The sequence below is a fragment of the Kribbella sp. NPDC050241 genome (assembly GCF_044459685.1).
In the GTDB taxonomy this organism is placed as follows: domain Bacteria; phylum Actinomycetota; class Actinomycetes; order Propionibacteriales; family Kribbellaceae; genus Kribbella.
Genome location: NZ_JBITJE010000001.1, coordinates 892597 through 918876, shown reverse-complemented (window position 1 = coordinate 918876; position 26280 = coordinate 892597). Strand labels below are relative to the sequence as shown.

Annotated in this window: 27 protein-coding genes; 10 read left to right on the top strand and 17 right to left on the bottom strand. The window is 68.1% G+C overall.

Annotation, left to right across the window (positions count from 1 at the left end; genetic code table 11):
- Nucleotides 1-47: 47 nt before the first annotated feature.
- Nucleotides 48-1454, bottom strand: coding sequence for an MFS transporter (locus ACIBG5_RS04220; protein ID WP_396389987.1), 1407 nt, complete (start codon nt 1452-1454; stop codon nt 48-50).
- Nucleotides 1455-1578: 124 nt separating this feature from the next.
- Between ACIBG5_RS04220 and ACIBG5_RS04215 the strand changes: the two genes are divergently transcribed.
- Nucleotides 1579-2904, top strand: a complete 1326-nt coding sequence (locus ACIBG5_RS04215; protein WP_396389986.1) for a methyltransferase domain-containing protein — start codon at nt 1579-1581, stop codon at nt 2902-2904.
- An 89-nt stretch (nt 2905-2993) separates the two neighbouring features.
- Here ACIBG5_RS04215 and ACIBG5_RS04210 read toward each other — a convergent pair whose 3' ends face one another.
- From ACIBG5_RS04210 to ACIBG5_RS04190, 5 genes are all read right to left on the bottom strand, one after another.
- Nucleotides 2994-3878: a carbohydrate ABC transporter permease gene (locus ACIBG5_RS04210; RefSeq protein WP_396389985.1), complete on the bottom strand. Its 885-nt coding sequence runs from the start codon at nt 3876-3878 to the stop codon at nt 2994-2996.
- Entirely contained in the window at nt 3878-4846 is a 969-nt protein-coding gene (locus ACIBG5_RS04205; protein ID WP_396389984.1) for a carbohydrate ABC transporter permease, read from the bottom strand. The genes ACIBG5_RS04210 and ACIBG5_RS04205 overlap by 1 nt, the downstream gene beginning before the upstream one ends.
- Nucleotides 4843-6129, bottom strand: coding sequence for an ABC transporter substrate-binding protein (locus ACIBG5_RS04200; RefSeq protein ID WP_396389983.1), 1287 nt, complete (start codon nt 6127-6129; stop codon nt 4843-4845). Before ACIBG5_RS04200 ends, ACIBG5_RS04205 begins: the two co-directional genes overlap by 4 nt.
- 305 nt (nt 6130-6434) lie before the next feature.
- Complete coding sequence (locus ACIBG5_RS04195) at nt 6435-8567, bottom strand: 3-hydroxyacyl-CoA dehydrogenase NAD-binding domain-containing protein (RefSeq protein WP_396389982.1); 2133 nt, start codon at nt 8565-8567, stop codon at nt 6435-6437.
- Nucleotides 8564-9784 carry an acetyl-CoA C-acetyltransferase gene (locus tag ACIBG5_RS04190; RefSeq protein WP_396390762.1) on the bottom strand — a complete coding sequence of 407 codons (1221 nt, stop codon included), beginning with the start codon at nt 9782-9784 and terminating at the stop codon, nt 8564-8566. The genes ACIBG5_RS04195 and ACIBG5_RS04190 overlap by 4 nt, the downstream gene beginning before the upstream one ends.
- 85 nt (nt 9785-9869) lie before the next feature.
- Here ACIBG5_RS04190 and ACIBG5_RS04185 point away from each other — a divergent pair, with 85 nt between their 5' ends.
- Nucleotides 9870-10616: a MerR family transcriptional regulator gene (locus ACIBG5_RS04185; RefSeq protein ID WP_360439429.1), complete on the top strand. Its 747-nt coding sequence runs from the start codon at nt 9870-9872 to the stop codon at nt 10614-10616.
- 42 nt (nt 10617-10658) lie between these two features.
- Here ACIBG5_RS04185 and ACIBG5_RS04180 read toward each other — a convergent pair whose 3' ends face one another.
- The 3 genes from ACIBG5_RS04180 to ACIBG5_RS04170 are packed head-to-tail and all read right to left on the bottom strand — an operon-like array spanning nt 10659 to nt 12423.
- Nucleotides 10659-11366, bottom strand: a complete 708-nt coding sequence (locus ACIBG5_RS04180; RefSeq protein ID WP_396389980.1) for a GAF and ANTAR domain-containing protein — start codon at nt 11364-11366, stop codon at nt 10659-10661.
- A 26-nt stretch (nt 11367-11392) separates the two neighbouring features.
- Entirely contained in the window at nt 11393-12238 is an 846-nt protein-coding gene (locus ACIBG5_RS04175; protein WP_396389979.1) for a GAF and ANTAR domain-containing protein, read from the bottom strand.
- Between the two features lie 44 nt (nt 12239-12282).
- Nucleotides 12283-12423, bottom strand: coding sequence for a hypothetical protein (locus tag ACIBG5_RS04170; RefSeq protein ID WP_396389978.1), 141 nt, complete (start codon nt 12421-12423; stop codon nt 12283-12285).
- Between the two features lie 115 nt (nt 12424-12538).
- Here ACIBG5_RS04170 and ACIBG5_RS04165 point away from each other — a divergent pair, with 115 nt between their 5' ends.
- From ACIBG5_RS04165 to ACIBG5_RS04150, 4 genes are all read left to right on the top strand, one after another.
- On the top strand, nt 12539-13135 hold the full coding sequence (locus ACIBG5_RS04165; protein ID WP_396389977.1) for a sulfite oxidase-like oxidoreductase: 597 nt from the start codon (nt 12539-12541) through the stop codon (nt 13133-13135).
- A complete protein-coding gene (locus ACIBG5_RS04160) occupies nt 13105-13857 on the top strand; it encodes a ferredoxin reductase (RefSeq protein ID WP_396389976.1) in 753 nt (250 codons plus the stop codon). Before ACIBG5_RS04165 ends, ACIBG5_RS04160 begins: the two co-directional genes overlap by 31 nt.
- Nucleotides 13854-14123: a DUF6510 family protein gene (locus tag ACIBG5_RS04155; RefSeq protein WP_396389975.1), complete on the top strand. Its 270-nt coding sequence runs from the start codon at nt 13854-13856 to the stop codon at nt 14121-14123. Before ACIBG5_RS04160 ends, ACIBG5_RS04155 begins: the two co-directional genes overlap by 4 nt.
- Nucleotides 14124-14200: 77 nt before the next feature.
- The gene (locus tag ACIBG5_RS04150) at nt 14201-14437 is read left to right on the top strand and encodes a hypothetical protein (protein ID WP_396389974.1); all 237 of its coding nucleotides are present in this window, start codon (nt 14201-14203) and stop codon (nt 14435-14437) included.
- A gap of 8 nt (nt 14438-14445) precedes the next feature.
- On the opposite strand, the gene ACIBG5_RS04145 is transcribed toward ACIBG5_RS04150, so the two are convergent.
- From ACIBG5_RS04145 to ACIBG5_RS04110, 8 genes are read right to left on the bottom strand one after another with little or no spacing between them, the layout of a single operon-like run.
- Nucleotides 14446-15588: an acyl-CoA dehydrogenase family protein gene (locus ACIBG5_RS04145; RefSeq protein ID WP_396389973.1), complete on the bottom strand. Its 1143-nt coding sequence runs from the start codon at nt 15586-15588 to the stop codon at nt 14446-14448.
- A 13-nt stretch (nt 15589-15601) separates the two neighbouring features.
- A complete protein-coding gene (locus tag ACIBG5_RS04140; RefSeq protein WP_396389972.1) occupies nt 15602-16723 on the bottom strand; it encodes a CaiB/BaiF CoA transferase family protein in 1122 nt (373 codons plus the stop codon).
- 34 nt (nt 16724-16757) lie between these two features.
- The gene (locus ACIBG5_RS04135; protein WP_396389971.1) at nt 16758-17147 is read right to left on the bottom strand and encodes a hypothetical protein; all 390 of its coding nucleotides are present in this window, start codon (nt 17145-17147) and stop codon (nt 16758-16760) included.
- Nucleotides 17144-17875: an SDR family oxidoreductase gene (locus ACIBG5_RS04130; RefSeq protein WP_396389970.1), complete on the bottom strand. Its 732-nt coding sequence runs from the start codon at nt 17873-17875 to the stop codon at nt 17144-17146. The genes ACIBG5_RS04135 and ACIBG5_RS04130 overlap by 4 nt, the downstream gene beginning before the upstream one ends.
- 15 nt (nt 17876-17890) lie before the next feature.
- Entirely contained in the window at nt 17891-18799 is a 909-nt protein-coding gene (sigJ, locus tag ACIBG5_RS04125; protein ID WP_396389969.1) for an RNA polymerase sigma factor SigJ, read from the bottom strand.
- 4 nt (nt 18800-18803) lie between these two features.
- Nucleotides 18804-19367 (bottom strand): DinB family protein, encoded by a 564-nt coding sequence (locus ACIBG5_RS04120; protein WP_396389968.1) that lies wholly within the window; start codon nt 19365-19367, stop codon nt 18804-18806.
- Nucleotides 19368-19389: 22 nt separating this feature from the next.
- Nucleotides 19390-20850 (bottom strand): cobyric acid synthase, encoded by a 1461-nt coding sequence (locus tag ACIBG5_RS04115; protein ID WP_396389967.1) that lies wholly within the window; start codon nt 20848-20850, stop codon nt 19390-19392.
- A gap of 9 nt (nt 20851-20859) precedes the next feature.
- Nucleotides 20860-22443, bottom strand: coding sequence for an MFS transporter (locus tag ACIBG5_RS04110; RefSeq protein WP_396389966.1), 1584 nt, complete (start codon nt 22441-22443; stop codon nt 20860-20862).
- A 137-nt stretch (nt 22444-22580) separates the two neighbouring features.
- Here ACIBG5_RS04110 and ACIBG5_RS04105 point away from each other — a divergent pair, with 137 nt between their 5' ends.
- From ACIBG5_RS04105 to ACIBG5_RS04090, 4 genes are all read left to right on the top strand, one after another.
- On the top strand, nt 22581-22892 hold the full coding sequence (locus tag ACIBG5_RS04105) for a GNAT family N-acetyltransferase (protein ID WP_396389965.1): 312 nt from the start codon (nt 22581-22583) through the stop codon (nt 22890-22892).
- On the top strand, nt 22889-23419 hold the full coding sequence (locus ACIBG5_RS04100) for a YbaK/EbsC family protein (protein WP_396389964.1): 531 nt from the start codon (nt 22889-22891) through the stop codon (nt 23417-23419). The genes ACIBG5_RS04105 and ACIBG5_RS04100 overlap by 4 nt, the downstream gene beginning before the upstream one ends.
- A 31-nt stretch (nt 23420-23450) precedes the next feature.
- Nucleotides 23451-25001, top strand: coding sequence for a LuxR C-terminal-related transcriptional regulator (locus ACIBG5_RS04095; protein WP_396389963.1), 1551 nt, complete (start codon nt 23451-23453; stop codon nt 24999-25001).
- 109 nt (nt 25002-25110) lie between these two features.
- Nucleotides 25111-26205: a flavin-containing monooxygenase gene (locus ACIBG5_RS04090; protein WP_396389962.1), complete on the top strand. Its 1095-nt coding sequence runs from the start codon at nt 25111-25113 to the stop codon at nt 26203-26205.
- Nucleotides 26206-26280: the final 75 nt, after the last annotated feature.

The window sequence follows — 26280 nt, the reverse complement described above, 5'->3', positions numbered from 1 at the left end:
TCGCCTCCCCCAAGGCGACTCCCCACCGGCGTACTGCTCGGTGGGTGTTAGGACGCGGTGGGGTCGAGGTGGCAGAGGGGGGTCTGGGGGTTGGGGTGCTGCTGTCGGGTTCGGGTGCCGAGTGCGGTGAAGGCGGTCAGGAGCAGGGTCAGGGTCGTGGCCGCGGCAGCTACGGTGACGCAGGTTATGAAGCCGGTGTTGAGGTTGGTGGTGGTGCCTAGGAGGGGGCCGAAGGTGGCTATGCCGATCGCGGCGCCTAGTTGGCGGGACGTGTTGAAAGCGGCGGAGGCTGCGCCGTGGGCGGCTGGTACGACGGCGGCCAGCGACTGTGAGGTCATGGTGGGTACTAGCAGGCCCGAACTGAAGCCGGCAGGAACCAGAGCGAGTGCCAGCGGCCATAGTGCGCTCGACGTACTGGCCCATGCGACGGCGGCGAGGGTGACGGCGAGGACTGCCTGACCTAGGGCGAGTACGCCCTGGCGGCCGAGGCGTCTGGCGAGTGGGGCTGCGCTGATGCTGCCGATCGAGATCAAGCCGGTGAGTGGCAGGAACAGCAGTCCGCTGACCAGTGGGCCGAGTCCGCGGCCTTGCTGCAGCATCAGGCTCATGGCGAACAGCAACCCGTAGAACGCGAAGTTGAACAACGCGCCCTGTACGGCGATGACCACGAAACCGCGATCGGAGTAGACGCCCCGCGGCAGCAGCGGCGTACGGGTGGAGCGTTCGGCCCAGACGAAGCCGACCAGCCCGGCCAAGGTCAGGGCGGCTGCGGTCACGACAGGAGGGTTCAGCCAACCCTGGGCGGGCGCTTCGATGAGGGCGAAGACCAGTCCGCCGATCAGGACGGTCGCCGTACCCATACCTGCCAGGTCCAGGCGCCGACCGGCACTCGCGACCCTAGGCATGAAGCGCAGAGCCCAGATCGCCGCCGGGATGCCGATGACGACGTTCACCGCGAACACAGCGCGCCAGTCGGCGACAGCGACCAGCGCACCGCCCAGCAGCGGTCCGGCAGCCATGCCAACGCCTCCCGCGGCGGCCCACCAGCCGACGAGACGGTGCCGCATCTGCTCGTCCCGCGCGGTCGCGGTGGCGAGTACCAGCGCGCTCGGCAGGAGCAACGCGGAGCCGGCACCCTGGATCAGCCGGGCGAGGTTGAGCATCAGCATCGACGTCGAGACCGCGCACACCGCGGAGGACGCGGTGAAGATCAGCAACCCGGCAACGAACGCCCGCTTGGCGCCGAGCGTGTCCGTGATCGCACCGGCGCCGAGCATCACCGCCGCGAACGACAGCGTGTACGCGTTCACAGCCCACTCCAGCTCCGGCCGCGAAGCGTGCAGGTGCTCGGCGAGTTGCGCGAGGGTCAACTGCACGATCGTGCCGTCGACGAAAACCATGAAGGCGGCCACCAGTGCGAGCACCGTGACACCTCGCCGATGTTCGATAGCCATAGAACTACCCTAGAACAAGTTCGATGCTCATCGAACTCCGGTTCGCGGACCGGACGCCAGGCCTGATGGTGCGGGCTCCCGCGTGCCACGATGAACGGGCGGTCGCGACAGGAAGGAGAGTCCGGTGTCGGAGGCTGACGATCCGTACGGCGATAGGACGCCGACCAGTCATGAGCGGATGTCCGGCCGGCCGTGGGATGCGTCGTACTGGGACGGTCCGGCTCCTTGGGATTTCGGTGGGCCGCAGCCGGCTGTTGAACGAGTGGCGGCAGCCGGTGGATTCGCCGGCACGGTGCTTGACGCAGGGTGCGGGAGTGGCGAGAACACGCTGGTGATCGCCTCGCTGGGGTTGCCGGTGCTGGGCGTTGATGTCGCGGAGACCGGGTTGACGATGGCGCGCGACAAGGCTGCTGAGCGTGGGATCCCGGCCGAGTTCGCGATGGCTGACGCGTTGCACCTCGAGCGATTGGGGCGGCAGTTCGAGACGGTGCTGGACTCCGGGTTGTTCCACACGTTCAACACCGAGGAACGGCGGGAGTACGCCGCCAGCCTCGCGACAGCCACGGAGTACGGCGGGACGTTGTATGTGCTGTGCTTCGGCGACGAAGGGCCTGACGTCGGCCCGCATCCCGTGAGTCAGGAGGATCTGCGGTTGGCGTTCGGTCCGGGCTCTGGTTGGTCCATCGCGTCCATCGTGCCGGAGCGGGTCAGGACGGTGTTCCACGACGAGAACGGCGCTCCGGCCTGGCTCGCGACCGTCAAGCGAAGCGCCGCGTACACCCGTTGCTGGTGCCGATCGGCGCCGTTAGCGTCGACGACCATGACGGACGACGATCCGAAGCAGATAGTTCGCCGCGGGTACGACGTACTGTCGCTGCGGTACGACGAGGCGACCGGCGCCGACTCGAAGTACCGGAGCTGGATCGACGAGCTGATCGCGCGGCTCGAGGGTGGCAGTCGAGTGCTCGACGTTGGCTGCGGGAGCGGGGTGCCGGTCGCGCGTGAACTCGTGGCGGCGGGACATCAGGTCACCGGGGTCGACATCAGCGAGGTGCAGATCCGTCGCGCTCGTGAACTCGTGCCGGACGGTGAGTTCATCAACGCCGACGCCACATCGCTGGACTTCCCGGCCGAATCGTTCGACGCCGTCGTGTCTCTGTACGCCCTGATCCACATGCCCCAGGACGAGCAGCAACAACTGCTCCACAACATCGCGACTTGGCTCCGCCCGGGCGGATGGTTCCTGTGCACCACCGGTCAGTCCGCGTGGACCGGCGTCGACGAGGACTGGCTCGACGGCGGAGCCTCCATGTGGTGGAGCCACACCGACGCCGACACCAATCGCACCTGGATCACCCAAGCCGGCCTGACCATCGAACACCAGGCGTTCATCCCCGAAGGCTCCGGCGGCCACGCCCTCTTCTGGTCCCGCCGGCCCCAGCAGCCCTGACCCGGAACACGAACCGGCGGGGAGCCTGGTGGACTCCCCGCCGGGGCCGTGCCAACTTCTTCACGGTTCAAGAAGTTGGAGCATTTTCCTCAGTCCTTGATGCCGGATTGGGTTACTCCTTGGATCAGGTAGCGCTGGAGGAAGGCGAAGATCAGGACCAGCGGCAGGATCGAGACCGCCACAGCCATGAACAGCTCGTGGATGTTGATGGTTTGCGCGGTCACGAACGTCGACATCGCGACCTGGACGGTCCACGACGACGAGTCCTGCCCGATCACCAGCGGCCAGAGGAACGAGTTCCAGTTGGCGATGAACGTGATCGCGGCCAGCGCGGCGAAGAACGGCAGCGAGTTCGGGACCACGATGCGCCAGAACACACCGAAGTACCCGGCACCGTCCACCCGGGCCGCCTCCTCCAGCTCCTTGGGGAAGCCCAGGAAGTACTGCCGGAACAGGAACGCCGCGAACCCACTGAACAACGTCGGGATGATCAGCCCGCGCAGCGTGCTGACCCAGCCGAGCGACGAGACCACGATGAAGCTCGGGATGAAGGTGACCGCGGCCGGGATCATCAGTGTGGCCACGATCGCGTAGAAGATCTTGTCCGCGTGCCGGTACGGGATCCGGGCCAGGCCGTACCCCGCCATCGAGGCCAGTAGCAACTGTCCGGCGGTGCCGAGGACGCCGACCACCGCGGAGTTGTACATCGCCCGCGCCATCGGCACCTGGGTGTCGTTGAACAGTTCGCTGATATTGCTCCACTGCAGATCCTTCGGGAACAGCGTCCAGTCCGGCGCGGTGATGTCCGCTTCGGTGGACAGCGCGTTGCGCAGGATCAGGTAGAACGGCAGCAGGAACAGCACCACCGCGACGAACAGCGCGATCCAGCGTCCCACCATCCCGACCATGCCGAGCGGGCTGCGGCTGAAGCCGATCGGCTGTGGGGTTCCCGTCGTACGTTCGGTGGCCGACATCAGTCACCCGCCTTTCCGAAGCCGAAGATCCGGCCCTGCAGCAACGTCACGATCATGATGATCACGGCCAGGATGAGCGCTCCCGCGGAGCCGTGCCCGAGGTCCTGGATCGACCCGAGCGAGATGCCGTACAGGTAGACCAGTGGCGGCCGCGCGTAGTTCACGTTGCCGATCAGGTTGTAGAACTCGTCGAACGCCTGGTACGCCGCGATCAGGTTCAGGATCAGTACGGCGACCGACGTGGCCCGCAACTGCGGCAGCGTGATGTAGCGGAACACCTGCCAGCCGGGTTTGGCACCGTCGACGTACGCCGCCTCGTAGAGCGTCGGCGAGATCCGCTGCAGACCCGCGATGAACAGGATCATGTAGAACCCGAGTTGCAGCCACAGCCGGACGGTGACGATCGGGATCCAGTACCACGGCGGATCGACCGTCGACAGCCAGGCGATCCCGTCGATGCCGAACCAGCCGAGGACCGTGTTGGCCAGGCCGAACCGGACACCGTTGAAGATCGACAGCCGCCAGATCAGCGACGCGACGACGTACGAGCACGCGGTCGGCAGGAAGAACACGGACCGGAAGAACGCCCGCGCGATCTTGACCTGGTTGACCAGCAACGCCAGCGCCAGCGACAGCACGAACGTCAGCGGCACGATGAACACCGCGAAGATCGTGAACGTGCCCAGGCTGGACAGGAAGTTGTGGTCGGTGAGCATGTCGACGTAGTTCTGCAGCCCGACGAACTTCGACGGCGTGACCGTGTTGTAGGCCTCGAAGAAGCTGAGGACCAGGCTCCAGATGATCGGCAGGTAGGAGAAGATCAGCAGCCCGACGACGAACGGTCCGACGAAGAGCCAGAACGACATCGTGGTGCCGGCGATCCCCCGCCGGCGTCGCGTCCCCCGCCGCTCACCAGTGGTGGCGGAGGACGCGGCCGGCTTCGTGTCTGCCGGTGCGGTGCGGCTCACCCGAACAACCGGGTCAACTCGTCGTTGACGGTCTTCTCGGCTTTGGCGATCTCGGCGGCGGGGTCGGCTCCCTTCTTGATCACGTTGGTGAGCATGTCGCCGAACGCCGTACCCATCTTGGGAGTCCAGGCCGGGTTGTCGGTGTGGCCGTAGTCAGCGGTGAGCTTGACCGTCTCGGCCGCCACGCCGCTCTGCAGCTTCGCCGCCTTGGCCGCAAGGCTCTTACGGGGCGGGATGTGGAAGCCGTAGTTCAGCGACCAGTCCTCCTGGAAGTCTTCCTTGTCGATCCACAGCCACTTCACGAACTTCTTCGCCGCGTCGACGTTCGCGCTCTTGGACGAGACGAACTGCGTCCAGCCGCCGGAGTACACGGCCGGCTTGCCCTGCGCGTCCAGCGCGGGGAACGGGAACACGCCGAGGTCGTCGCCGAGGGCCTTCTGCATGCCCGGCACGGCCCACATGCCGATCCACTGCATCGCCGCCAGACCCTGGTTGATCGCACCTGGGTCGGTCCAGTCGGTCGGCGAGCCCAGCAGCACGCTCTTGCTCGCGTACAGCTCGTGCAGCTTGCCGAACGCCTGCGCCGCACGGGCATCGGTGAAGCCCGGCTTGTTGTCGTCGGTCAGGTAGCTGCCTCCGGACGACCACAGCGCCGGTCCGCCGAGTGCGAGGCCGCCGTCGTTGCCGACGAAGATGCCCTTCACCTTGTCCGTGGTGAGTTCCTTGGCCGCGGCGATCAGGTCGTCGATCGTCTCCGGCGGCTTGATCCCGGCCTTGTCCAGCAGGGACTTGCGGTAGTAGATGACCTGCGGGTCGACGATCATCCGGATCCCGTAGATCTTGCCGTCGACGGTGTTGGTGGCCAGGTCGCCCGGCTGGAAGTCGTCCTTGACGTCGGCCATGATGTCGTCCAGCGCGACCACCTGGTTGCTCTTCACCATGCCGATGTTGAGCTGACTCTCGAAGACGTCCGGGCCCTTGCTCGACAGCAGGCCGGACGACAGCTTGGCGGCGTAGTCACCGGGGGTCCACGCGACCGTGACGTTCGCGTCGGTGTAGGCCTTGGCGTACTTCGTCGCGGCTTGCTGGGTGCCGGTCTCGCCGTACTGGTGGTACCACTGCGACAAGGTCGCCTTGGCGCCACCGCCGCCGTCGCCACCGCTCGAGGGCCGGCCGGTATTACCGCCGCAGGCCGCGGTGAACGCGGCGAGCGCGGCCAGGCCGCCGGTCCGCTTGAGCAGATCCCGCCGGGTCAGACCGGCGTTCGGAACATGAGCAGGCATGAATTCCACCTTCCCGAGGAACAGCGCCGCAGGGGGTACGACGCCGGCGGTTCCGAGTTACTTAACGGCGTTAAGCATCTCCGATTTCGCACACGCTACAACTAGATCCAACATTCCAACAGCCTTCGACACAGGTCTTTCCGGCACGGTACCCAGCCCGCTGGTGGATTCCGCTCCGACGCTCCCAGGTGAATCGTTGGAGAAGTGTGTAGCACCATCGCTCAAAAGCGCGCCCGGCGCAAGACCGGGCGCGCTCTTCTTTGTTCGAATCTGTGGACTGTTGCTGGGGTGGTATCAGACCGTGATCAGTGGAACGTCTCCCCCGCCGAAGCCTTACGCACCAGGAGTTCCGGCGGCTCGAACCGGGTGCCGTACGACGACGCCAACGCCTGCGCACGCTCGACGAACGCGGGCAGCCCGTAGCCGTTGATGTACTGCAGCGCGCCGCCGTACAGCGGTGGAAAACCGATGCCGAAGATCGATCCGATGTTGGCGTCGGCAACGGAGCGTAGTACCCCTTCGTCCAGGCACTTGACCGTCTCCAGCGCCATCGCGAACGTCATCCGCTCCTGCAGATCGATCAGCGGTACGCCGTTCCGTTGCGCGAAGTGCTCCCACAGCCCGGGCCACAGGGTCTTGGGACCATCCGCCGGGTAGTCGTAGAAGCCGGCACCCGCAGCCTTCCCGCGCCGGTCGAACTCGTTCACGAGCCGGTCCGCGACCGCCATCCCCGGATGCTCGTCGAACGCGCCGGCACTGTCGCCGGCCGCCCGGGCCGCGTCCCGGATCTTCTGCGGCAAGGTCAGCGTGACCTCGTCCAGCATCGCCAGCGGCGGCGCCGGGAAGCCCATCTGGGTCGCGGCCCGTTCGATCGTCACCGGGTCGATGCCCTCGGCGACCATCGCCGCGCCCTCCATCACCAGCGTGCCGAACACGCGCGAGGTGAAGAAACCCCGGCTGTCGTTGACCACGATCGGCGTCTTCTTGATCCGCCGGACCACGTCGTACGCCTTGGCGATGGTTCGGTCGGAGGTCTTCTGCCCGACGATCAGCTCGACCAGCGGCATCCGGTCGACCGGTGAGAAGAAGTGCATGCCGAGGAAGTCGTCCGGCCGGTCGATGCCGTCGGCCAGTGAGGTGATCGGCAGCGTCGAGGTGTTCGAGCAGAGCAGCGCGTCCGGCTCGACCACGCCGGCGATCTCGGCGAACACCTTCTGCTTGAGCTCCTCGCTCTCGAACACCGCCTCGATCACCAGATCGCAGCCGGCCAGGTCGTTCGGGTCAGCGGTCGGGGTGATCCGGCTGAGGAACACCTCCACCTCCCCCGCCGTCATGCGGCCCTTCTGCACCTGCTTGGCCAGCAGCTTCTCGGAGTACGCCTTGCCCTTGCCGGCCGCCTCCAGCGACACGTCCTTGAGCACGACCTCGATACCGGCCTTCGCGCACACGTACGCGATCCCGGCGCCCATCATGCCCGCGCCGAGCACGCCGATCTTGCGCGCGGAGTACTTCGGTACGCCGTCCGGCCGCGACGCGCCGGCGTTGATCGCCTGCAGGTCGAAGAAGAACGCCTGGATCATGTTCTTCGCGATCTGCCCGGTCGCCAGCGACACGAAGTACCGCGACTCGATCCGCGAAGCGGTGGCGAAGTCGACCTGGCTGCCCTCGACGGCCGCGCTCATGATCGCCCGCGGCGCCGGGTAGGGCGCGCCCTTCAGTTGCTTGCGCAGGTTCGCCGGGAAGGCCGGCAGGAACGCGGCCAGCTTCGGGGACGACGGCGTACCGCCGGGGACCTTGTAGCCGTCACGATCCCACGGCTGCTTGGCGTCACCGTCGTACCCATCGATCCACCGGTAGGCGGCGTCGAGCAACTCCGCGGCCGGGACGACCTCGTCCACGATGCCGACCGACCTGGCATGGGCGGGCTTCATCCGTTGCCCCTGCAACAGGACTTTCATCAATGCGTCCTGCAGGCCGAGCATTCGGACCGTCCGGGTCACGCCGCCACCGCCGGGCAGCAGGCCGAGCGTCACCTCGGGGACGCCGATCTCGATCCGATTGTCGTCCGCAACGATCCGGTGATGACAGGCGAGGGCGATCTCGAGACCGCCACCGAGCGCGGACCCGTTGATCGCGGCAACGACCGGGACACCCAGGGTCTCCAGTGCACGGAGTTGCCGCTTCACCTCTTCCACCGTGTCGAAGACCTCGGCCGCATCGCTGGGCTGGATCTGCGACAACATCTGCAGGTTGCCGCCCGCGAAGAAGGTGGATTTGGCGCTGGTGATCACGACACCTCTGAGGCCTGACTCCGACCGGAGTCGGGAGACGGTGTCCCCCATCGCGGTCAGATACGCCTCGTTCATGGTGTTCGCCGACGCGTCCGGGTCGTCCATCGTCAGCGTGACGACACCGTCGACGTTCTGCCAGGAGATCATGCCGCAAGCCTCTCGATGATCGTCGCGACGCCCATCCCGCCGCCGACGCACAGGGTGGCCAGTCCGTACCGGAGCTCGCGCCGCTCCAGTTCGTCCAGCAGGGTTCCGATCAGCATGGCGCCGGTGGCACCGAGCGGGTGACCGAGTGCGATCGCACCGCCGTTCACGTTCACCTTCTCGTGCGGTACGCCGAGGTCCTTCATGAAATGCATGACCGCGGCGGCGAACGCCTCGTTCATCTCGAACAGGTCGATGTCGCTCACATCGAGGCCGGCCTTGGCCAGCGCCTTGCGTGCGGCCGGTGCCGGTCCGGTCAGCATGATGGTCGGGTCGGCGCCACTGACTCCGGTGGCGACGACCCGGCCGCGAGGTGCCTGCCCGAGCGCCTCCCCGGCCTTCTCGTTGCCAACAGCAACCAGGGCGGCACCGTCGACGATGCCGGACGAGTTGCCGGCGTGGTGCACGTGATTGATCCGCTCGACAGTCACGTACTTCTCCAGCGCGACCGCGTCGAAGCCGCCGTGCTCCCCGATGGCCGCGAACGACACGGGCAGTCCGGCCAGCGTCTCGACCGTCGTACCCGGCCTGACGAGTTGATCGTGATCCAGGATCTGCAACCCGTTGCGGTCCTGCACCGGGATGACCGAACGGCCGAAGTAGCCGTTCGCCCAGGCCTTGGCGGCTCGGGCGTGCGACTCGGCGGCGTACGCGTCGACGTCGGTGCGGGAGAAGCCGTCGAGAGTCGCGATCAGGTCCGCGCTGATGCCCTGCGGGATGAAGTTCGTCGCCAGGGCCGTCTCCGGGTCCATCGCCCACGCGCCGCCGTCCGAGGCCATCGGCACCCGGGACATCGACTCGACGCCGCCGGCGAGGATGAAGTCCTCCCACCCGGACCGGACCCGCTGCGCTGCTTGGTTGACCGCCTCGAGGCCGGACGCGCAGAACCGGTTGAGCTGCACGCCGCCGGTCGTCTCCGGGTAGCCCGCCGCCAGCACCGCGGTCCGGGCGATGTCCATGCCCTGGTCGCCGATCGGCGTGACGACACCGAGGACGACGTCGTCGATCGTGGCCGGGTCCAGCTCGGGGTGCCGGTTCCGCAGTTCGTGCAGGAGGCCGGTGATCAGCTGGATCGGCTTGACCTCGTACAGGGCACCCGTCGGTTTGCCCTTGCCGCGTGGGGTGCGGATCGCGTCGTACAGGAAGGCTTCACTGGTCATCATGATCCCGTCGGTCGAAGACTCTCCTCGATTGTGACAGTTCTGGTGTCACGGTGGTCAAGGGGGCCTCGTTATGATCTCCGCCATGCCGGAAACCAGCGCGGGGGGAACCGTGGACGAGGCGACACTGACGGTGGACGAACTCTCAACCCGGGTCGGGATGACGGTGCGGACGCTCCGCTTCTACGCCGGCCGCGGCCTGATCCCGCCACCCATCCGGCGCGGCCGGGTCGGCTACTACGGCCCGGAACACATCGCCCGGCTCGATCTGGTCCGCGAGCTGCAGGCCCACGGCTTCACCCTGTCCGCGATCGAGGGCTACCTGGATCGCATCCCGCCGAACGCAACGCCGCAGGACATCGCCCTGCACCGGACCCTGCTGACCCCCTGGATGCGCGACCTCCCGGAGACCCTGGATCGCACCGCGTTGGTACGACGTACCGGTCGCGAGCTCACCGACGACGACATCGAGATGCTGGTCGCGCTCGGCGTGGTCGAGCCGACGCCGGACGAGGACGTGTTCCAGGTCGCCACCGCGCACCTCAGTCTGGGCGTCGAGCTCCTCGATCTGGACCTGCCGGTCGACGCCGTACTCGCCGCCGGCCGGATCTTCACCGAGCACGGCCGCGCGATCGCGGAGGAGCTCACCGAGGTGTTCCGGACCAAGGTGTGGCCGCACTACCGGGATTCGGGCGGCCCGCCGGAGCACATCCAGCAGCTGGTCGAGCGGTTCAAGCCGGTGACCATCCAGGGCCTGGTGCTGGCGTACGAGCGAGCCGTCGGCGAGACCCAGCGCGACACGATCCGCCGGACCCAGAGCAAGCGCCGCTGACGGCCGGCGGAGCTCGTCTCCCCGGCCGCTGCTGTGAAAGTTCTAGGCGGACGGTGACTCTTGCGCCGGTTCGACGATTCTCACCCGGCCCTCGACGACGTCGTTGGCGACATCGGTGAGGCGGCGATTGTGGGTCCTCGCATAGGACCGCATGATGGCGAACGCCTCGTCGACGCCGACCGAAAGGCTGTGGGTGAGGAAACCCTTGGCCTGCTCGATCAGGATACGACTGTTGAGCGCCGACTGGAGTTGCTCGGTGACGATCTCCTGGCGGGCCAGCGCGCGCTGGTGGATGATGCCGATGCTGGCGGCAGCGGCCATCGCCTGTCCCAGCGCGACCGTGTCGTCGTCGAGGGGTCCGGCGGTAGCGCTGAACAGGTTGACCGCTCCGAGGACGGTACCGCGCAGCCGCATGGGCAATGCGTGCACCGCCAAGTAGCCGGCGTCGAGGGCGGCAGCACCGAAACCCGGCCAGCGCGAAGAATCCTCGCGCAGGTCGGCGCACTGCACCGCCCGGCCGGTCGTGAACGCCTCCAAGCACGGCCCCTCGGAGTTCTGCAACTGGGTCAGCTCCACCAACCGCGCCTGCTCGGTGGAGGCCGCCACCAGGTTCAGTGCGCCGTGGTGGTCAACGAGCAGAATGCCGCACGCAGACACCCCCAGCAGCTCGCTGCAACGTGTGGCGAGCCGATCCAGGAAGTCGATGATGTCGAAATCGTCGACGAGGGTGTCGGCCAGCTCGATGAACACTTCTCTCGCCCTGCGGTCAGACACGCTCATCTCTCATCCTCCTCTTCATTCTCAGCTTGCTCCGATTCCTGCTTGTCCGGATTGCGGGCGCCCGGCGGGTCCGGGTCCGTTTCCGGCGGACCGCCGCGCCCGTCGGCGGAGACGCCGTGATGGTCGCCGTTCAGGTACAGGCGGCGGGCCATGACGTCGGTGGCGACCAGGTGCAACGGCCTGCCGCTGCTGAATGCGTGGGCACGCAGAAGAGCCAGCGCATCGGTGACGCTGATGCGCTGCTGGGCCGCCACGAATCCAGCAGCCTGGTGCACCTCCGCACGGCGCGCGGTGAACGCCGCATCGATCACCTGATCCAAGTCTGCGCTCAGTCCATGACGATCGTCGAGCGCAAGGACGAAAACCGCGTCGGCGTACACCAAGGCGTCCAGAATCTCATCGCCGCCGAGGGGTCCGGGCTGCCGCCGGTAGACACTCAGGGCGCCGATCCTGGCCGCGCCCGCACCGATCGGGAACGCGAAGATGGCACGCACGCCGTGCCGGGCCGCGGCCGGCGCGAACGCCGGCCACCGATTGACCGCATCGAACCCGGACAGATCAGCCGCCAGTACCGGCGCGCCGCTCGCGATCGCGTCAGCGCTGGGGCCTTGGCCGAGGGTGAACTGTAACTCCTCCAACTCACCGACGTCGGGCATGCTGGCGAGCAGAGGTTCGTAGGGTCCGGCATCAGGCGACATGGACAGCCCGGCGCCTACGGCCGACAAGGCCGTGGCGCAGGCCAGTACGGCGTAGCGCAAGGAAGGCAATGCGCCGTCGATTCTCGCGGCGGCGTCGATCGCCTCCCACACTCTGGCACCGCGGTTCTGTTCCACCCGCTCCATCCAGACTCATGCCGCCGCCGGACGGATCCTTCACCCTAGCGGCCTTACTCGTCGTTCGGCTCGCCGTCCGTCGGCGACACGCTCGGTTCCGAGTCCGGGACCCGTTCCGGCTCCGGCTCTTTCGCTCGTTTCGGTGTAGCCGCCTTGTCGGCGACAACAGAGCGCAGACCGATCCATTCGCTCATCGATGCTCCATCCCACTCAGCCCGCGCAAAGCTGCCGGGGTCCGGGGCAGCACCTTGCCTGACAGTCTAGGCCGCAGCGTGGTTGACTGCCTTCAGAGAACTAGGGGAGGTCGCGATGGGGATTGTGTCGCCGGGATTCACCGGCCGCCGGCGGAGTGGATCGGAGCTTCCGCCCGGGCAGTACCTGACGCGGGACTTCCCGGTGCTGTCCGCCGGCCCGACCCCACAGATCCGCACGGAGCACTGGGAGTTCACCGTCACCACCGAGACAGGTGAGGCGACCAAGTGGGACTGGGCCGGGTTGCTGGCACTGCCGGCCGACGAGATCACCAAGGACATCCACTGCGTCACCCGGTGGTCGAAGCTGGAGACGAGCTGGAAGGGCGTCTCGCTCGACACACTGCTCGCAGATGTGGAGACCAGCGCCGGCTACGCACTCGTGCACAGCTACGGCGGGTACACGACCAACGTGCCGATGGACGACCTGCTCGACGGTCAGGCCTGGATCGCCTACGAGTACGACGGCGAGCCGATCCACCCCGAGCACGGCGGCCCGGCCCGTCTGCTGGTGCCGCACCTGTACTTCTGGAAGAGCGCGAAGTGGGTCCGAGGCATGGTGCTGTCCGACACCCAGGACCTCGGCTTCTGGGAGACCGCTGGCTACCACGAGTACGGAGACCCATGGAAAGAACAGCGCTACGCCGGCGACTGACCTGGCAGGTCGGCACGGTCACCGACGTACGACGGGAGACTGCGACCGCCCGCACGCTCGTGCTCGACGTACCGGACTGGCCGGGGCACCTCGCCGGGCAGCACCTGGACGTCCGGCTGACCGCGCCCGACGGGTATCGCGCCTCCCGGTCGTACTCGGTCGCCTCGGCGTGGACCGGTGGCACGATCGAGCTCACCGTCGAGCAGGTGCCCGAGGGTGAGGTCTCGCCGTACCTGGTCGATGTGCTGAAAGTGGGCGATCCACTGGAGATCCGCGGTCCGGTCGGCGGGTGGTTCGTCTGGAAGCCGGAGCAGGAAGGGCCGGTCCAGCTCATCGGCGGCGGATCGGGGATCGTGCCGCTGCGCGCGATGCTGCGTGCCCACGCGGCCGCGGACAGCACGACGCCGGTGCGCCTGCTCTACTCGGTACGACGGCCGGCTTCGGTGATCTACGTGGACGACCTGAAGGAGTTGGCCGCGTCGGACGACGTCGACGTACGACTCGTCTACACGCGGGAGGCGCCGGCCGGAGAACCGCGCGTGGGGCGTATCGACGCCGACCTGATCGAGCGGCTCGCGTTCACGCCGGCGGACGGGCCGACGACGTACGTGTGTGGGCCGACGCCGTTCGTGGAGGCGGCGGCGGACCTGCTGGTCGCCGCCGGTCACGACCCGGCCCGCGTCAGAACCGAGCGTTTCGGACCGACTGGAGGCCCCCGATGACCACAGATGCCACCTATTTGGACGGCAATGCCGCCGCCGGAGCGCTGAGCGAAGTCTTCGCGAGGGATGTGACCGCCGCGATCGCCCAGTGCAACGGGTGCGGACAGACCGGCGTGTTCGCGGAGTCGCACGTCTATGTGAACGCGCCCGGCCTGGTCGCTCGCTGTGCCGGCTGTGACGGCGTGCTACTGCGCGTCGTGACCACCCCGTCAGATGTCTATGTGGATCTCCGCGGCCTGACATACCTCAGGCTGCCCAATCCATAGCCTCAGGCGTAGTCTGGAGACGAGATTCGTCACACGCGGCCCCAGACCCTGGCCCTCTACCCTGCCTGGGAGGACCGGTGGCCAATGCAGATCACGGGGCCGACTATCTCGATCGCCTCGCGCGTTCCGAGCCTTTGGACGTATGGCAACATGAGGAACTGGCGGCCGCGCTGACCGTGGTCGACGACCTCCATGCCCAGCGGCCGCACACGGCAGGCACAGCCAGAGTCATCGACCTGAGGCTGGCGATCTACCGGAGCAGGCTGCGCTACGAGCTGTCCCAGCGGTTCGAGCTGGAGCAACCCGAGCCCTAGATCCCGCGCTACACGCCGAGGCTGCGGCCCACGATCTCTTTCATGATCTCGGTGGTGCCGCCGTAGATCGTCTGGATCCGCGTGTCCAGGTAGGCCTTGGCGATCGGGTACTCGGTCATGAAGCCGTAGCCGCCGTGCAGTTGCAGACAGCGGTCGACGACCTTCTTCTGCAGCTCGGTGGTCCACCACTTGGCCATCGCGGCCTCGGCCACGGTGAGAGTGCCGGCGTTCAGCTCCTGGACGCAGCGATCCACGAACACGCGGGCGATCTGCGTCTCCGTGGCGATCTCGGCGAGCACGAAGCGGCTGTTCTGGAACGAGCCGATCGGCCGGCCGAACGCCTTGCGCTCCTTCACGTAGCGCAGCGTGTCGTCGAGCAGGTTCTCGCAGGCGGCCGCCGCGACGACCGCGATGGTCAGCCGTTCCTGCGGCAGCTTCTCCATCAGGTAGACGAAGCCCTTGCCCTCCTCGCCGAGCAGGTTCTCCGCCGGGACCCGGACCTGGTCGAAGAACAGCTCCGCGGTGTCCTGCGCCTTCAGTCCGATCTTGTCCAGATTGCGGCCGCGCTCGAACCCGGGCATTCCGCGCTCGACCACCAGCAGGGAGACACCCTGCGCCCCTGCTGCCGGGTCGGTCTTGGCCACCACGATGACGAGGTCGGCCAGGATGCCGTTCGAGATGAACGTCTTCTGCCCGTTCAGCACGTAGTGATCGCCGTCGCGGCGCGCCGTGGTCTGGATGCCCTGCAGGTCGCTGCCCGCGCCCGGCTCGGTCATCGCGATCGCGGTGATCGTCTCCCCGGAACAGAACTTCGGCAGCCACCGCGCCTTCTGCTCCTCGGTGGCATAGTCCAGCAGGTACGCCGAATTGATGTCGGTGTGAATCGTGAAGCCGACACCACTCGCACGAGCCCGGGTCAGTTCCTCGATCAGCACAGTGTTGAACCGGTAGTCCCGCACACCTCCACCGCCGTACTCCTCCGGCATCATGAAGCCGAGCAGGCCCGCCTGGCCGGCCGCGGTCCACAGCTCGCGCGGGACGATGCCGGCCTCCTCCCAGCCGTCGTGCTGCGGCACGATCTCCTTGTCGCAGAACGCTCGCGCGGTCTCCCGGAAGGCATCATGATCGGCGTCGAAGAGCTGACGTTCCATCGGGCGGTTCCTCTCAGTCCTGAACGGCGGCGCCGGTCTCCAGCAGCTCGTCGATGTCGGTGATGCCCCACTCGGCCAGTGCGTCGCGGGTGTGCTGTCCGGGCCGCGCGGGCGGTCGCCCGAGGCTGGTCGGCGTACCGGAGAAGCGTGGTGCCGGGGCGGCCTGGCGGATTCCGCCGTGGTCCATGAAGGTGCCCCGGGCAACAAGATGCGGGTGGTCGGCGGCGAGTGGCAACACCGGCGCCACGCAGGCGTCGGTGCCGTCGAAGGCCTGCGCCCACTCGTCCTGGGTGCGTTGCAGGAAGGTCTCGGTCAGCACTTTGCGCAGCTCTGGCCAGTTCGCCGGGTCGTTGCGATCCGGAGCGCTGATCCCGAGTGTCGCGATCAGTTCGTCGTAGAACTGCGGCTCGATCGCGCCGACGGCGACGTGTTTGCCGTCCGCCGTCTCGTACACGTCGTAGAACGGGGCGCCGGTGTCGAGCAGGTTCGTCCCGCGGTCCTGCCGCCAGTTCCCGGCGGCCAGCGCACCGAGCAGCATCGTGGTCAGATGCGCGGAACCGTCGACGATCGCAGCGTCGACCACCTGACCCCGGCCGCTGCGCTGAGCCTCGTGCAACGCGGCGAGTACGCCGACCACCAGGTAGAGCGAGCCGCCGGCGAAGTCACCGAGCAGGTTGGCCGGCACCTGCGGCGGTCCACCCGCGCGACCGATCAGATGCAGGGCGCCCGAGACCGCGAGGTAGTCGATGTCGTGGCCGGCGGTCTGCGCGAGTGGACCGTCCTGACCCCAGCCGGTCATCCGCCCGTAGACCAGCCTGGGATTGATCGCGTGACAGTCCTCCGGACCGACGCCGAGGCGCTCGGCAACACCCGGCCGGAAGCCCTCGACGAGCACGTCGGCCTGCGCGGCCAAGCGTCGTACGACGTCGATCGCGGTCGGGTTCTTCAGGTCCAGGGCCACGCTGCGGCGACCGCGGTTCACCAGCTCGTACTCCGGCGGGCCGAACGCCAGTCCACCGCCGGGCCGGTCGATGCGGAGGACGTCGGCGCCCAGCTCGGCCAGCATCATGCACGCGAACGGCGCCGGTCCGATCCCGGCCAGCTCGACCACCTTGACGCCCTGCAGTGGACCCATGAGCGCTATTGTGACAGTTCTACTGTCACAGTCGTCAAGTCACTTTGCGAACCATCGCCAGCGCCGCTGCCGGAACCAGCACGCTCAGGGCCAGCACCACGCCGAGCGCGATCGACCACCCTGGCGACTCGCCCTCGAGATGACCGAGGTGGAAGATCAGGTGTGGCACCGCGCCGACGAGGTACGCCACCAGCGCGACCACACTGAGCACTCGGTCGAATCGCACCGCGGCCGCGATGAAGATCACCGCCAGGCCGAGCGTCGCGCCGCCGAAGTCGCGGAACAGGTGCTCGCTGTACGGCGGCGTCCAGTCCACCGTCGGCACGTCGTCGTAGAACGAGAACGGGAAGAACAGCAACCACAGACCGAGGACGAGTTGGTACGCCCCGAACACCACCAGCACCGACCGCACATAGCCCCTCATGCGAGGTACTCCGCGAACGTGACCCGACCGTACGGTGTCCCGTCGACCAGAGGCCCTGTGGTGGCGTAGGCGCGAAAGGTCTTTCCCGGGATCCGCAGTGGAACGGTCGGCCGGTGAGAACTCCTGGCTCGCTTCCACAGCCGGGCCAGGTCGGGGACCCGGCGGCGTTCAGGACCGCCGATGTCGGCGACGCGCCCGTTGGCGGGTGCTGCCGTGACCAGCTCGACCAGCCGACCGGCAACGTCCTCGACGGCGATCGGCTGGAGGGTGACAGCGGGCGCGAACAGCACGGGGAGGAACCGCTGCGCGCGGAAGATCTGGTCGATCAGGTCGTGGAACTGGGTCGCCCGCAAGATCGTGAACGGTACGCAGGACTCCTCGACGAGCCGCTCGACGGCGAACTTGGTCCGGTAGTACGGCATCGGGATCCGGTCGACGGCGACGATCGACATCTGTACGACGTGCCCCGTACCGGCAGCTCGGGCGGCGTCGAGCACGTTGCGTGCCTGCCGCTCGTCCCGGCGGCCGAGGCTGGTGGCCAGGTTCACGATCACGTCGATGCCCTCGACCGCGGCGGCCAGCCCCGCGCAGGTCGTCAGGTCTCCGACGAAGCGATCTGGCCCGGGCTTCCGGCTGAAAATCCGGACCTGGTGTCCGGCCGCACGAAGCCGCCCGACGGTCGGCCGGCCGAGTGTCCCGGTGCCGCCAGTGACCAAGATGGAACTCATCTGGTGTCCTTTCTGTCACCAGCTCAGATCGGGTAGGCCGTCGATTCGTGACAGCTGGCGGCCCGCGAAGGTGAGTTTGTCCGGGTTCATCACCAGGCGCAGGTCGGTGATGCCCTCGGCACCGAACTCGATGAAGCACACCGCGTGCACGCCGTTGGGGCCCAAGGCAACCAGTGCGGGACGGCCGTTCGCCTCGGCGAAGCCCGCCTCGATGCCGCCGCCGAAGCGCTCGATCACGCCGACCAGGTAGCGCGCGACCCGCTCCTTGCCGACAAGCGCGTTCCGGGCCGCGATCACCTTGCCGCCGCCGTCTGCCCGCGACACGACGTCGCCGGCGAGCAGCTTCTCCAGTTCCTCGATCTCACCCAGCCGGGCCGCGGCAATGAACCGCTCCACCAGCTCGCGCCAGCCGGCCCGGTCGACAGGCTGGTCCCGCCGCGGCTCGGCGGCGATCCGTTTCGCCGCGCGGGAGGTCAGCTGCCGGGCGTTGATCTCGGTCGTGCCGATCAGCTCGGCCACCTCGCGATGGCTGTAACCGAACGCCTCCTTCAGCACATACGCCGCCCGCTCCGCCGGCGTCAGCCGCTCGAGCACCAGCAGCAGCGCGAACGACACCGACTCCCGCTCGGCCACGACGTCCAGCGGCCCGAGCTCGTCGAACTCCGCCCGCCCACTCAGCACCGGCTCCGGCAGCCACTCCCCCACATACGTCTCCCGGCGCGCTCGCGCGGAGGTGAGCTGCTTGATCGACAGGTTGGTGACCACTCGCGCGAGGTAGGCGTCCGGGTCGCGCACGGAATCCTGATCGGCGGCCTGCCAGCGCAGCCAGGCGTCCTGCAGGATCTCCTCGGCATCGGTCGCCGTACCCATCATCCGGTAGGCGATCCCGAACATCCGTCCGCGCAGGCGTTCGAAGTCATCCACCCGGTCAGTCTGTCAGGAAGGCCTCCGCCGCTCGCTGGATCTTCGCGTAGTACTCCGACCAGCCGGCCTCATCCATGTGGCCCGCGTCGGACCCGCCCTGGCCGTCGATCAGTTCACGCACGATGTCCGCATGACCGGCGTGGTGGGCCGTCTCGTCGACGACTCGGACCAGCAACGCGCCGAACGTCGTACTGCGGCCGCCCTCGGGCCAGTGCGGGACCTCGGCCGGTGTGTCCAGGTCGAGCTCGTCGATGGATCGGTCGCTGTGGGCGCACGCGTCGCGGTAGAGACCGGTGAGGTACTCCGTGCTCTCGGATGGCAGCGCCCACATGTCGCCACCGTCCCAGACAGTGCCGTCCTCCTCCCACGGCAGCGGCTTCGCCGGTGGTCGCCCGACGCTCGTGCCGAGGTAGACGTACTCGATCCCGATCAGGTGTTTGACCAGCCCGAGCAGGTTCGTCCCGGACGGCACCAGCGGGCGGCGGCGATCGTACTCACTCAGGCCGTCGAGCTTGGCCAGCATCACCGCACGGGTGCCTTGGAGGTACTTCTGCAGTTCGGCCTTCATGGACGGGACGCTAGTGCAGGCGTCAGACAGTTTCCGGCGCGCCCGGCGGAATGAACGGCACCGAGCCTGGGCCGTCAGCGATGAGCCTCAGCAGGGAGTCGGTGTCGACGTACTCGTCGATGGCGTCCGCGAGCCGATCGAGCCGCGCCTCACGGAGACCGGCGAACGAGACCGTGCCATCCGGTGCCGGCTTGCCGGTCAGCTGAGCCACCTCGGTCAGGAACCTGTGCCGGGCGGCGTCGTCGTCGAGCAGCCCGTGCCAGATCGTCCCCCACGTGTTCCCCACCCGGCAGCCACCTGGGAACGATGACGCCTCGCCCGTCACGGTCACCACGCCGTGATGGATCTCGTACGCCGTCGGCGCCGGGCGAGCCAGCACCTTCGCCCGCGCGAACTCCGTTGCTACCGGCAACAAGCCCAGGCCGGCGTGTACGCCGCCACCCTCGACTCCGTGCGGATCGGTGATCTCGCCGCCCAACGCCTGGTAGCCGCCACAGATCCCGAGCACAGGCCGTCCGGCCGCAACGCGCGCGCTGACCGCATCCGCGAGACCGAGCGACCGCAGCCAGGCCAGGTCCGACACCGTTGCCCGCGACCCCGGCAACACGACGAGGTCCGCATCCCGTACCTCGGCCGGGCTGGTGGTGAAGAACACGCTGTTCGTCGGCTCGACCGCCAGCGCGTCGAGGTCGGTGAAGTTGCTGATCCGCGGGAACCGGATCACCGCCACCGTGAGCAGCTCGGCCGAGGAGGTACGACGTACCGGGATGTCCAGCGCGTCCTCGGAGTCCAGCCACAGTTCGGGCAGCCACGGCAGAACGCCGTACGTCGGGCGGCCGGTGACGGACGTGAGCATGTCGATGCCCGGCTGGAGCAGCGCCGCGTCGCCGCGGAACTTGTTCACCAGGAACCCGCTGACCAGCGCCTGGTCGGCCGCGTCCAGCAGCGCCACCGTGCCGAACATCGAGGCGAACACTCCCCCGCGATCGATGTCGCCGACAACAACCACGGGAGCCTTGCTGTGCTGCGCGAGCCCCATGTTCACGTAGTCCGACCGCCGCAGATTGATCTCCGTCGGACTGCCTGCGCCCTCGCTGATCACCACGTCGTACCGCGAGGACAGATCGTCGTACGCCGCGAACGCGGCCTTGGCCAGCTCGGCCCGCTCGGTGAGGAAGCCGCGGGACGACAACTCGCCCCACGGCTCCCCCATCAGTACGACGTGACTGCGCTGGTCACTGCCCGGCTTGAGCAGCACCGGGTTCATCGCCGCCTCGGGCTCCGCGCCGGCCGCGACGGCCTGGATCCACTGGGCCCGCCCGATCTCGGTGCCGTCCGCGCAGACCATCGAGTTGTTCGACATGTTCTGTGCCTTGTACGGCGCCACCCGGACACCCTGCCGCGCCAGCCAGCGGCACAACCCGGTCACCACGGTCGTCTTGCCAGCATCCGACGTAGTACCAGCAACCAGGAGTGAGCCCACGGTGTGATCTTAGGTTTCGTCGGACGGTCTGCCCTGCTCGGCCTCGGGTTTGACCGGGGTGATCCGGCGGCCCTGGGCGTCGGTGCTGGGCAGCCGCGGCCGCGGGCCCTGGAACCGGGTCCCCGCGCCACCCTCGCGGGCCGACAGCGGCTTCGCGATGTTCTCCAACGACCGGCCTTCCGCGTCGACCCCGAAGAACCAGGCGATCAGACCACCGATCAGCATCACGGCCGCGCCGACGATGTACCCGACGGTCAGCGGACCACGCGCCGGGTTGTCGCCCTCACCGATCAGCGAGGCGAACAGGAACGGCGCGATCACACCACCGGTCAGCTGCGAGATCGCGAAGAAGAACGAGATCGCCTGACCGCGCAGCTCGATCGGGAAGATCTCGCTCACCGTCAGGTACGCCGACGACGCGCCGGCCGAGGCGAAGAAGAACACCACGCACCACAGCAGGGTCAGCGTGACCGCACTCAGCGCGCCGGCGTTGAACAGCAGCGCGGTGATGAACAGCACCACGGCCGACACGGAGTACGTGCCGAGGATCATCTTGCGACGGCCGATGGTGTCGAAGAAGTGGCCGAGCAGCAGCGGACCGGCCAGGTTGCCGATCGCGAACGGGAAGAAGTAGAGCGCGATGCTGGAGTCGTTCAGGCCGAAGTACGCCTTCAGCACCAGCGCGTAGGTGAAGAAGATCGCGTTGTAGAGGAACGCCTGGGTGACCATCATCGAGAAGCCGAGGAAGGATCGGCTGCGGTAGTCGCGCAGCATCACGCGGGCGATCTCGCGGTACGTCACCGGCGGGTAGTCGATCACGTTGATCGCCTCGTCGTCGGTCACCTCGCGCAGCTCGCCGCCCTGCCGCCGGACAGTGTCCTCGATCTCGTCGACGGTCCGCTCGGCTTCCTCGACCCGGCCGTGCGTCATCAGCCAGCGCGGGCTCTCCGGGATGTGCCGGCGCAGGTAGATGATCATCAGACCCATCACCGGACCGATCAGGAAGCACAGCCGCCAGCCCCACTCGATCGGGATGATGTCCTCGTTCAGGAACACCAGACCGACCGCGGACCCGATCAGCGCTCCGGCCCAGTAGGTGCCGTTGATGCCGATGTCGACGCGACCGCGGAACTTCGACGGGATCAGCTCGTCGATCGCGGAGTTGATCGCGGCGTACTCACCGCCGATGCCCATACCGGCGATGAACCGGACGAACAGCAGCGAGTAGATGTCCCAGGACAGGCCGGCCAGACCGGACGCGACCAGGTAGAGCATCAGCGTGATGATGAACAGGCTACGCCGGCCCCACTTGTCGGTGAGCCGGCCGAAGACCAGCGCACCGACCACCTCACCGGCCAGATAGATCGAGGCCATCAGACCGACCTCGGACGTGGTCAGGTGGAGCGTCTCCGGCTCCTTCAGCACGTTCCCGACCAGCGAGACCAGCTGGATCTCGAGGCCGTCCAGGATCCACGAGACGCCGAGTCCGACGACGATCATCCAGTGGAACTTGGTCCACGGCAGCCGGTCCATCCGGGCGGGTACGAGACTGGGTATCGCTCTGCCTTCTTCCAGTGCGTGCTCGCTGCTCATCCCTGCTCCTCCCGAGCCCGTGGTGCCACGGTGTGTCCGGCCGGAAACATCTCCCGAGCCCGTACCCCAGGAGTCACGAAGTCCAAACCCACGGTCACGCGGCACCGCCGCCGGGTGCGCTGGCTACAGTGGCGGACATGGAGAACGAGATCAGCGTCGTCGACGCCAAGGAGCGCAGCCGGTACGAGGCACTCGACACCGACGGCAACCTGATGGGATTCGTCGACTACAAGCTGCACCCGGGCGTGATCAGCTTCCTGCACGCCGAGACGCTGCCCGAGTTCCGCGGCCGCGGCGTAGCCGGCCTGATCGCGTCGAAGTCCCTCGACGACGCCCGCGCCCTCGGTCTGCGGGTCAAGCCGGCCTGTCCGTTCTACAAGGACTACCTCGAGCAGCACACCGAGTACGCCGACCTGGTCCGCCGTCCAGGTGAGGAGGCAGCCCAGTGACCGCACCGGTACTGGGCAAGGTCGAGTGGCGACCAGCCGCGGAGGTACCAGAGCTCCTGGCGGCGCCTGTGCGCGACGCGCTCGGCGACCTCGCTGCCTACGCTGCCCCGATCGACCCGGGCCTGGCCGACACTGCCGCCTTCTGCGCGGAGTACGACGTACCGATGGACGCGTCGGCGAACTGCGTGATCGTGCACGGCAAGCGCGCCGGGGAGTCGACGTACGCCGCGGTGATGGTGCTGGCCACCGATCGAGCGGATGTGAACGGCGTGATCCGCAAGCATCTCGGCGTACGGAAGATCTCCTTCGCCGCTCAGGACGAAGCGGTCAGCTCGACCGGCATGGAGTACGGCGGGATCACCCCGATCGGACTGCCGGCCGAGTGGCCGGTGCTGGTCGACGAGGGGGTCACCCGGGCCGGACTGGTCGTGATCGGCAGCGGGATCCGCGGGTCCAAGATCCTGCTGGACGGCGCCGACCTAGCCAAGTTGCCGGCAGCAACAGTGTTGGCGCTGGCACAGAGCTAGCTGTACTGACCCGGGGCGGTTGGGGGGTGTGATGGAACAGTACGACTGGCCGGCCGAGTACGCCGAGCTGACCACCGCCGACCAGCGCAGCCCCCTCCCGCCGGAAAATCTGGACCGGCTGGCCGTCGCCGCCTTCGTCCTCGGCCACGACGACGAGGTTGCCGGCTACCGTGAGCGCGCGTTCGACGACCATCTCGCCCGCGGTGACGTCGACCGGGCGGTCCGCAGCGCGTTCTGGCTCGGCTTCCACCTGCAGAACCGTGGCGAGTTCGCCCGGGCCGCCGGTTGGCGTGCCCGGGTCGGGCGGATGATTCCGGCCGGGAACAACGAGCTGACCGGACTGCTCCTGCAGGCGGACGCGGCCGCGCGGATGATGACCGGCGACCCCGTCACCGCACTCCCCCGGTTCGAACAGGCCCGCGAGCTCGCGGGCGAACCGTCCGCGATCGCGTTGGCATCGCTCGGCCGCGGCCGATGTCTGGAGATGCTCGGTCGGCGGACCGAGGCCCTGACGGCGCTGGACGAGGCGATGGTGCACGTCACCGCCGGGCAGGTCGGCCCTGAGGTCGCTGGGATCGCCTACTGCGCCGTGATCGACCTGTGCATGCGGCTGTACGACGTACGCCGGGCGCAGGAGTGGACACACGCGCTGACCGGTTGGTGCGACCAGCAGTCCGGCCTGGTGCCGTACCGCGGGGTGTGTCTGGTGCACCGGTCGCAAATCCTGCAACTGCGCGGGGCCTGGTCCGAGGCGGCGGGCGCCGCAGAGGATGCCTGCCGTCGGCTGGCCCCCGGCGCGGTCGGCTCTGCGTGGTACCAGCTGGCCGAGCTCGATCGCCAGCGTGGAAGGTATGCGGAGGCCGAGCAGGCGTATCAGCGAGCCGGTAGCGAGGGTGCAGAGGTGCAGCCAGGTCTGGCCAGGCTGCGGGCCGCGCAGGGGAACCACGCGTCGGCGATCGCGGGACTCGAACGAGCGCTGGCTGAGGACCCACTGGCTCCGACCCGTCCGGCGCTCCTCGCGGCGAGGGTGGACCTCGCCGTCGACTGTGGTGATCTCGAGGCGGCGCGGAAGGCCGCTGCCGAGCTGAACGAGTTCTCCCGCGTCGACTCGCCGTACCTGCAGGCGTTGGCGGCGTACTGCGAAGGGGCGGTGCGCGTTGCGGGTGAGGATGCGCGAGGGGCGATGCCGTTGTTGCGGCGGGCATGGATGTTGTGGCAGGAGCTGGAGATGCCGTACGAGGCGGCGCGGACCCGGGTGCTGGTCGGGCGGGCGTGTGGAGCGCTCGGCGATGGTGATGCGGAGCAGATGGAGCTCGACAGCGCCCGGGCAGCGTTCGAGCAGCTCGGGGCGCTGGCTGACCTGGCGGCACTCGGGCACACCGATCAGACCGGCGGGTTGAGCCCACGGGAGCTGGAGGTACTGCGCCTGCTGGCCACGGGCATCACCAACCGGGCGGTCGGTGAGCAGCTGTTCCTCAGCGAGCGGACCGTCGCCCGGCACGTGAGCAACATCTTCGGCAAGCTCGGCGTCTCCAGCCGGGCCGCGGCCACGGCGTACGCCTATGAGAAGGGCCTGGTCTGACTGGGTAGAAATGACCAGTCCGCCGCGCCCTGCTTGGCGTGGTCGGTCGATGTGGCGGCACGGTCCGCAGTCCTACGTTGAGCCGAACGAACGGCACAAGGGGGCTGGGATGAACAGGTTCGGGACTGTGGTGATCGGCGGCGGACAAGCCGGTCTGGTGATGGGCTACCACCTGCGGCGGCTTGGTGAGGACTTCGTGATCCTCGAAGGGCATCCGCGGATCGGTGACTCGTGGCGGCGACGGTACGACTCGCTGCGGCTGTTCAGTCCGCCGCGCTACGCGAGTCTGCCGGGTCTGCCGATCCCGGTGGACGACTGCCCTACGCGGGACGAGATGGGCGACTACCTGGAGCGGTACGCCGCCCACTTCGAGCTGCCCGTCCGGACCGGCGTACGAGTGACGCGGGTGTCGCGCGACGCCGAGGGCTTCCGGGTGGAGACCGACGAGGGTGAGTACCTGGCCGACCGGGTGATCGTGGCCGGCGGATCGCACACGGTGCCGCAGCGGCCGTCGTTCGCGAGTGAACTCGACCCGGCGATCCGGCAGCTGCACTCGCTCGAGTACCGCAACCCGGAACAGCTTGCCGACGGCACCGTCCTGGTGGTCGGCGCCGCGAACTCCGGCACCGACATCGCGTTGGAGGCCGCCAAGACCCACCGCACGCTGCTCGCCGGGCGGCATCCGGGGCAGGTCCCGGTCGACATCGACTCGGGGCGCGGCCGGATGATCCTGCCGATCGTGATGTTCGTGTTCCGGCACGTCCTCACCCGTCGTACGCCGATGGGCCGCAAGGCGCTGGCCGAGCAGGAAGGCCACGGAGTCATGCTGGTCCGCAACAAGCTCGCGGATCTCGACGCGGCCGGAGTGGTCGCGACGAGCCGGATCGAGAGCGTGCGCGACGGGCAGCCGGTGACCGCCGAGGGCGACGTACTGTCCGATGTCGGGACCGTGGTGTGGTGCACCGGGTCGGGTCCGGACCACAGCTTCCTCGACCTGCCCGTCTTCGGCGACGGCCGGGTGCGGCACGAGCGCGGCGTCGCGACCGGTGAACCCGGCCTGATGTTCCTCGGGCTCGAGTTCCAATTCGCTGTCGCGTCAGGAACTATCCAAGGGCTGGACCGGGATGCCCGTTATCTGCTACGGCAGATGCGCCAAAACACCCTCCGGGGTGCCAGTCGGCCCGTTACCGTGGACAGGCGGTAGCATCGCGGGCTGAAATGGGTGAGTGGACGGGTGCCGGGTTGCCCTCGCAACCCCGGAGCGAGGGCGTGGGTGAGT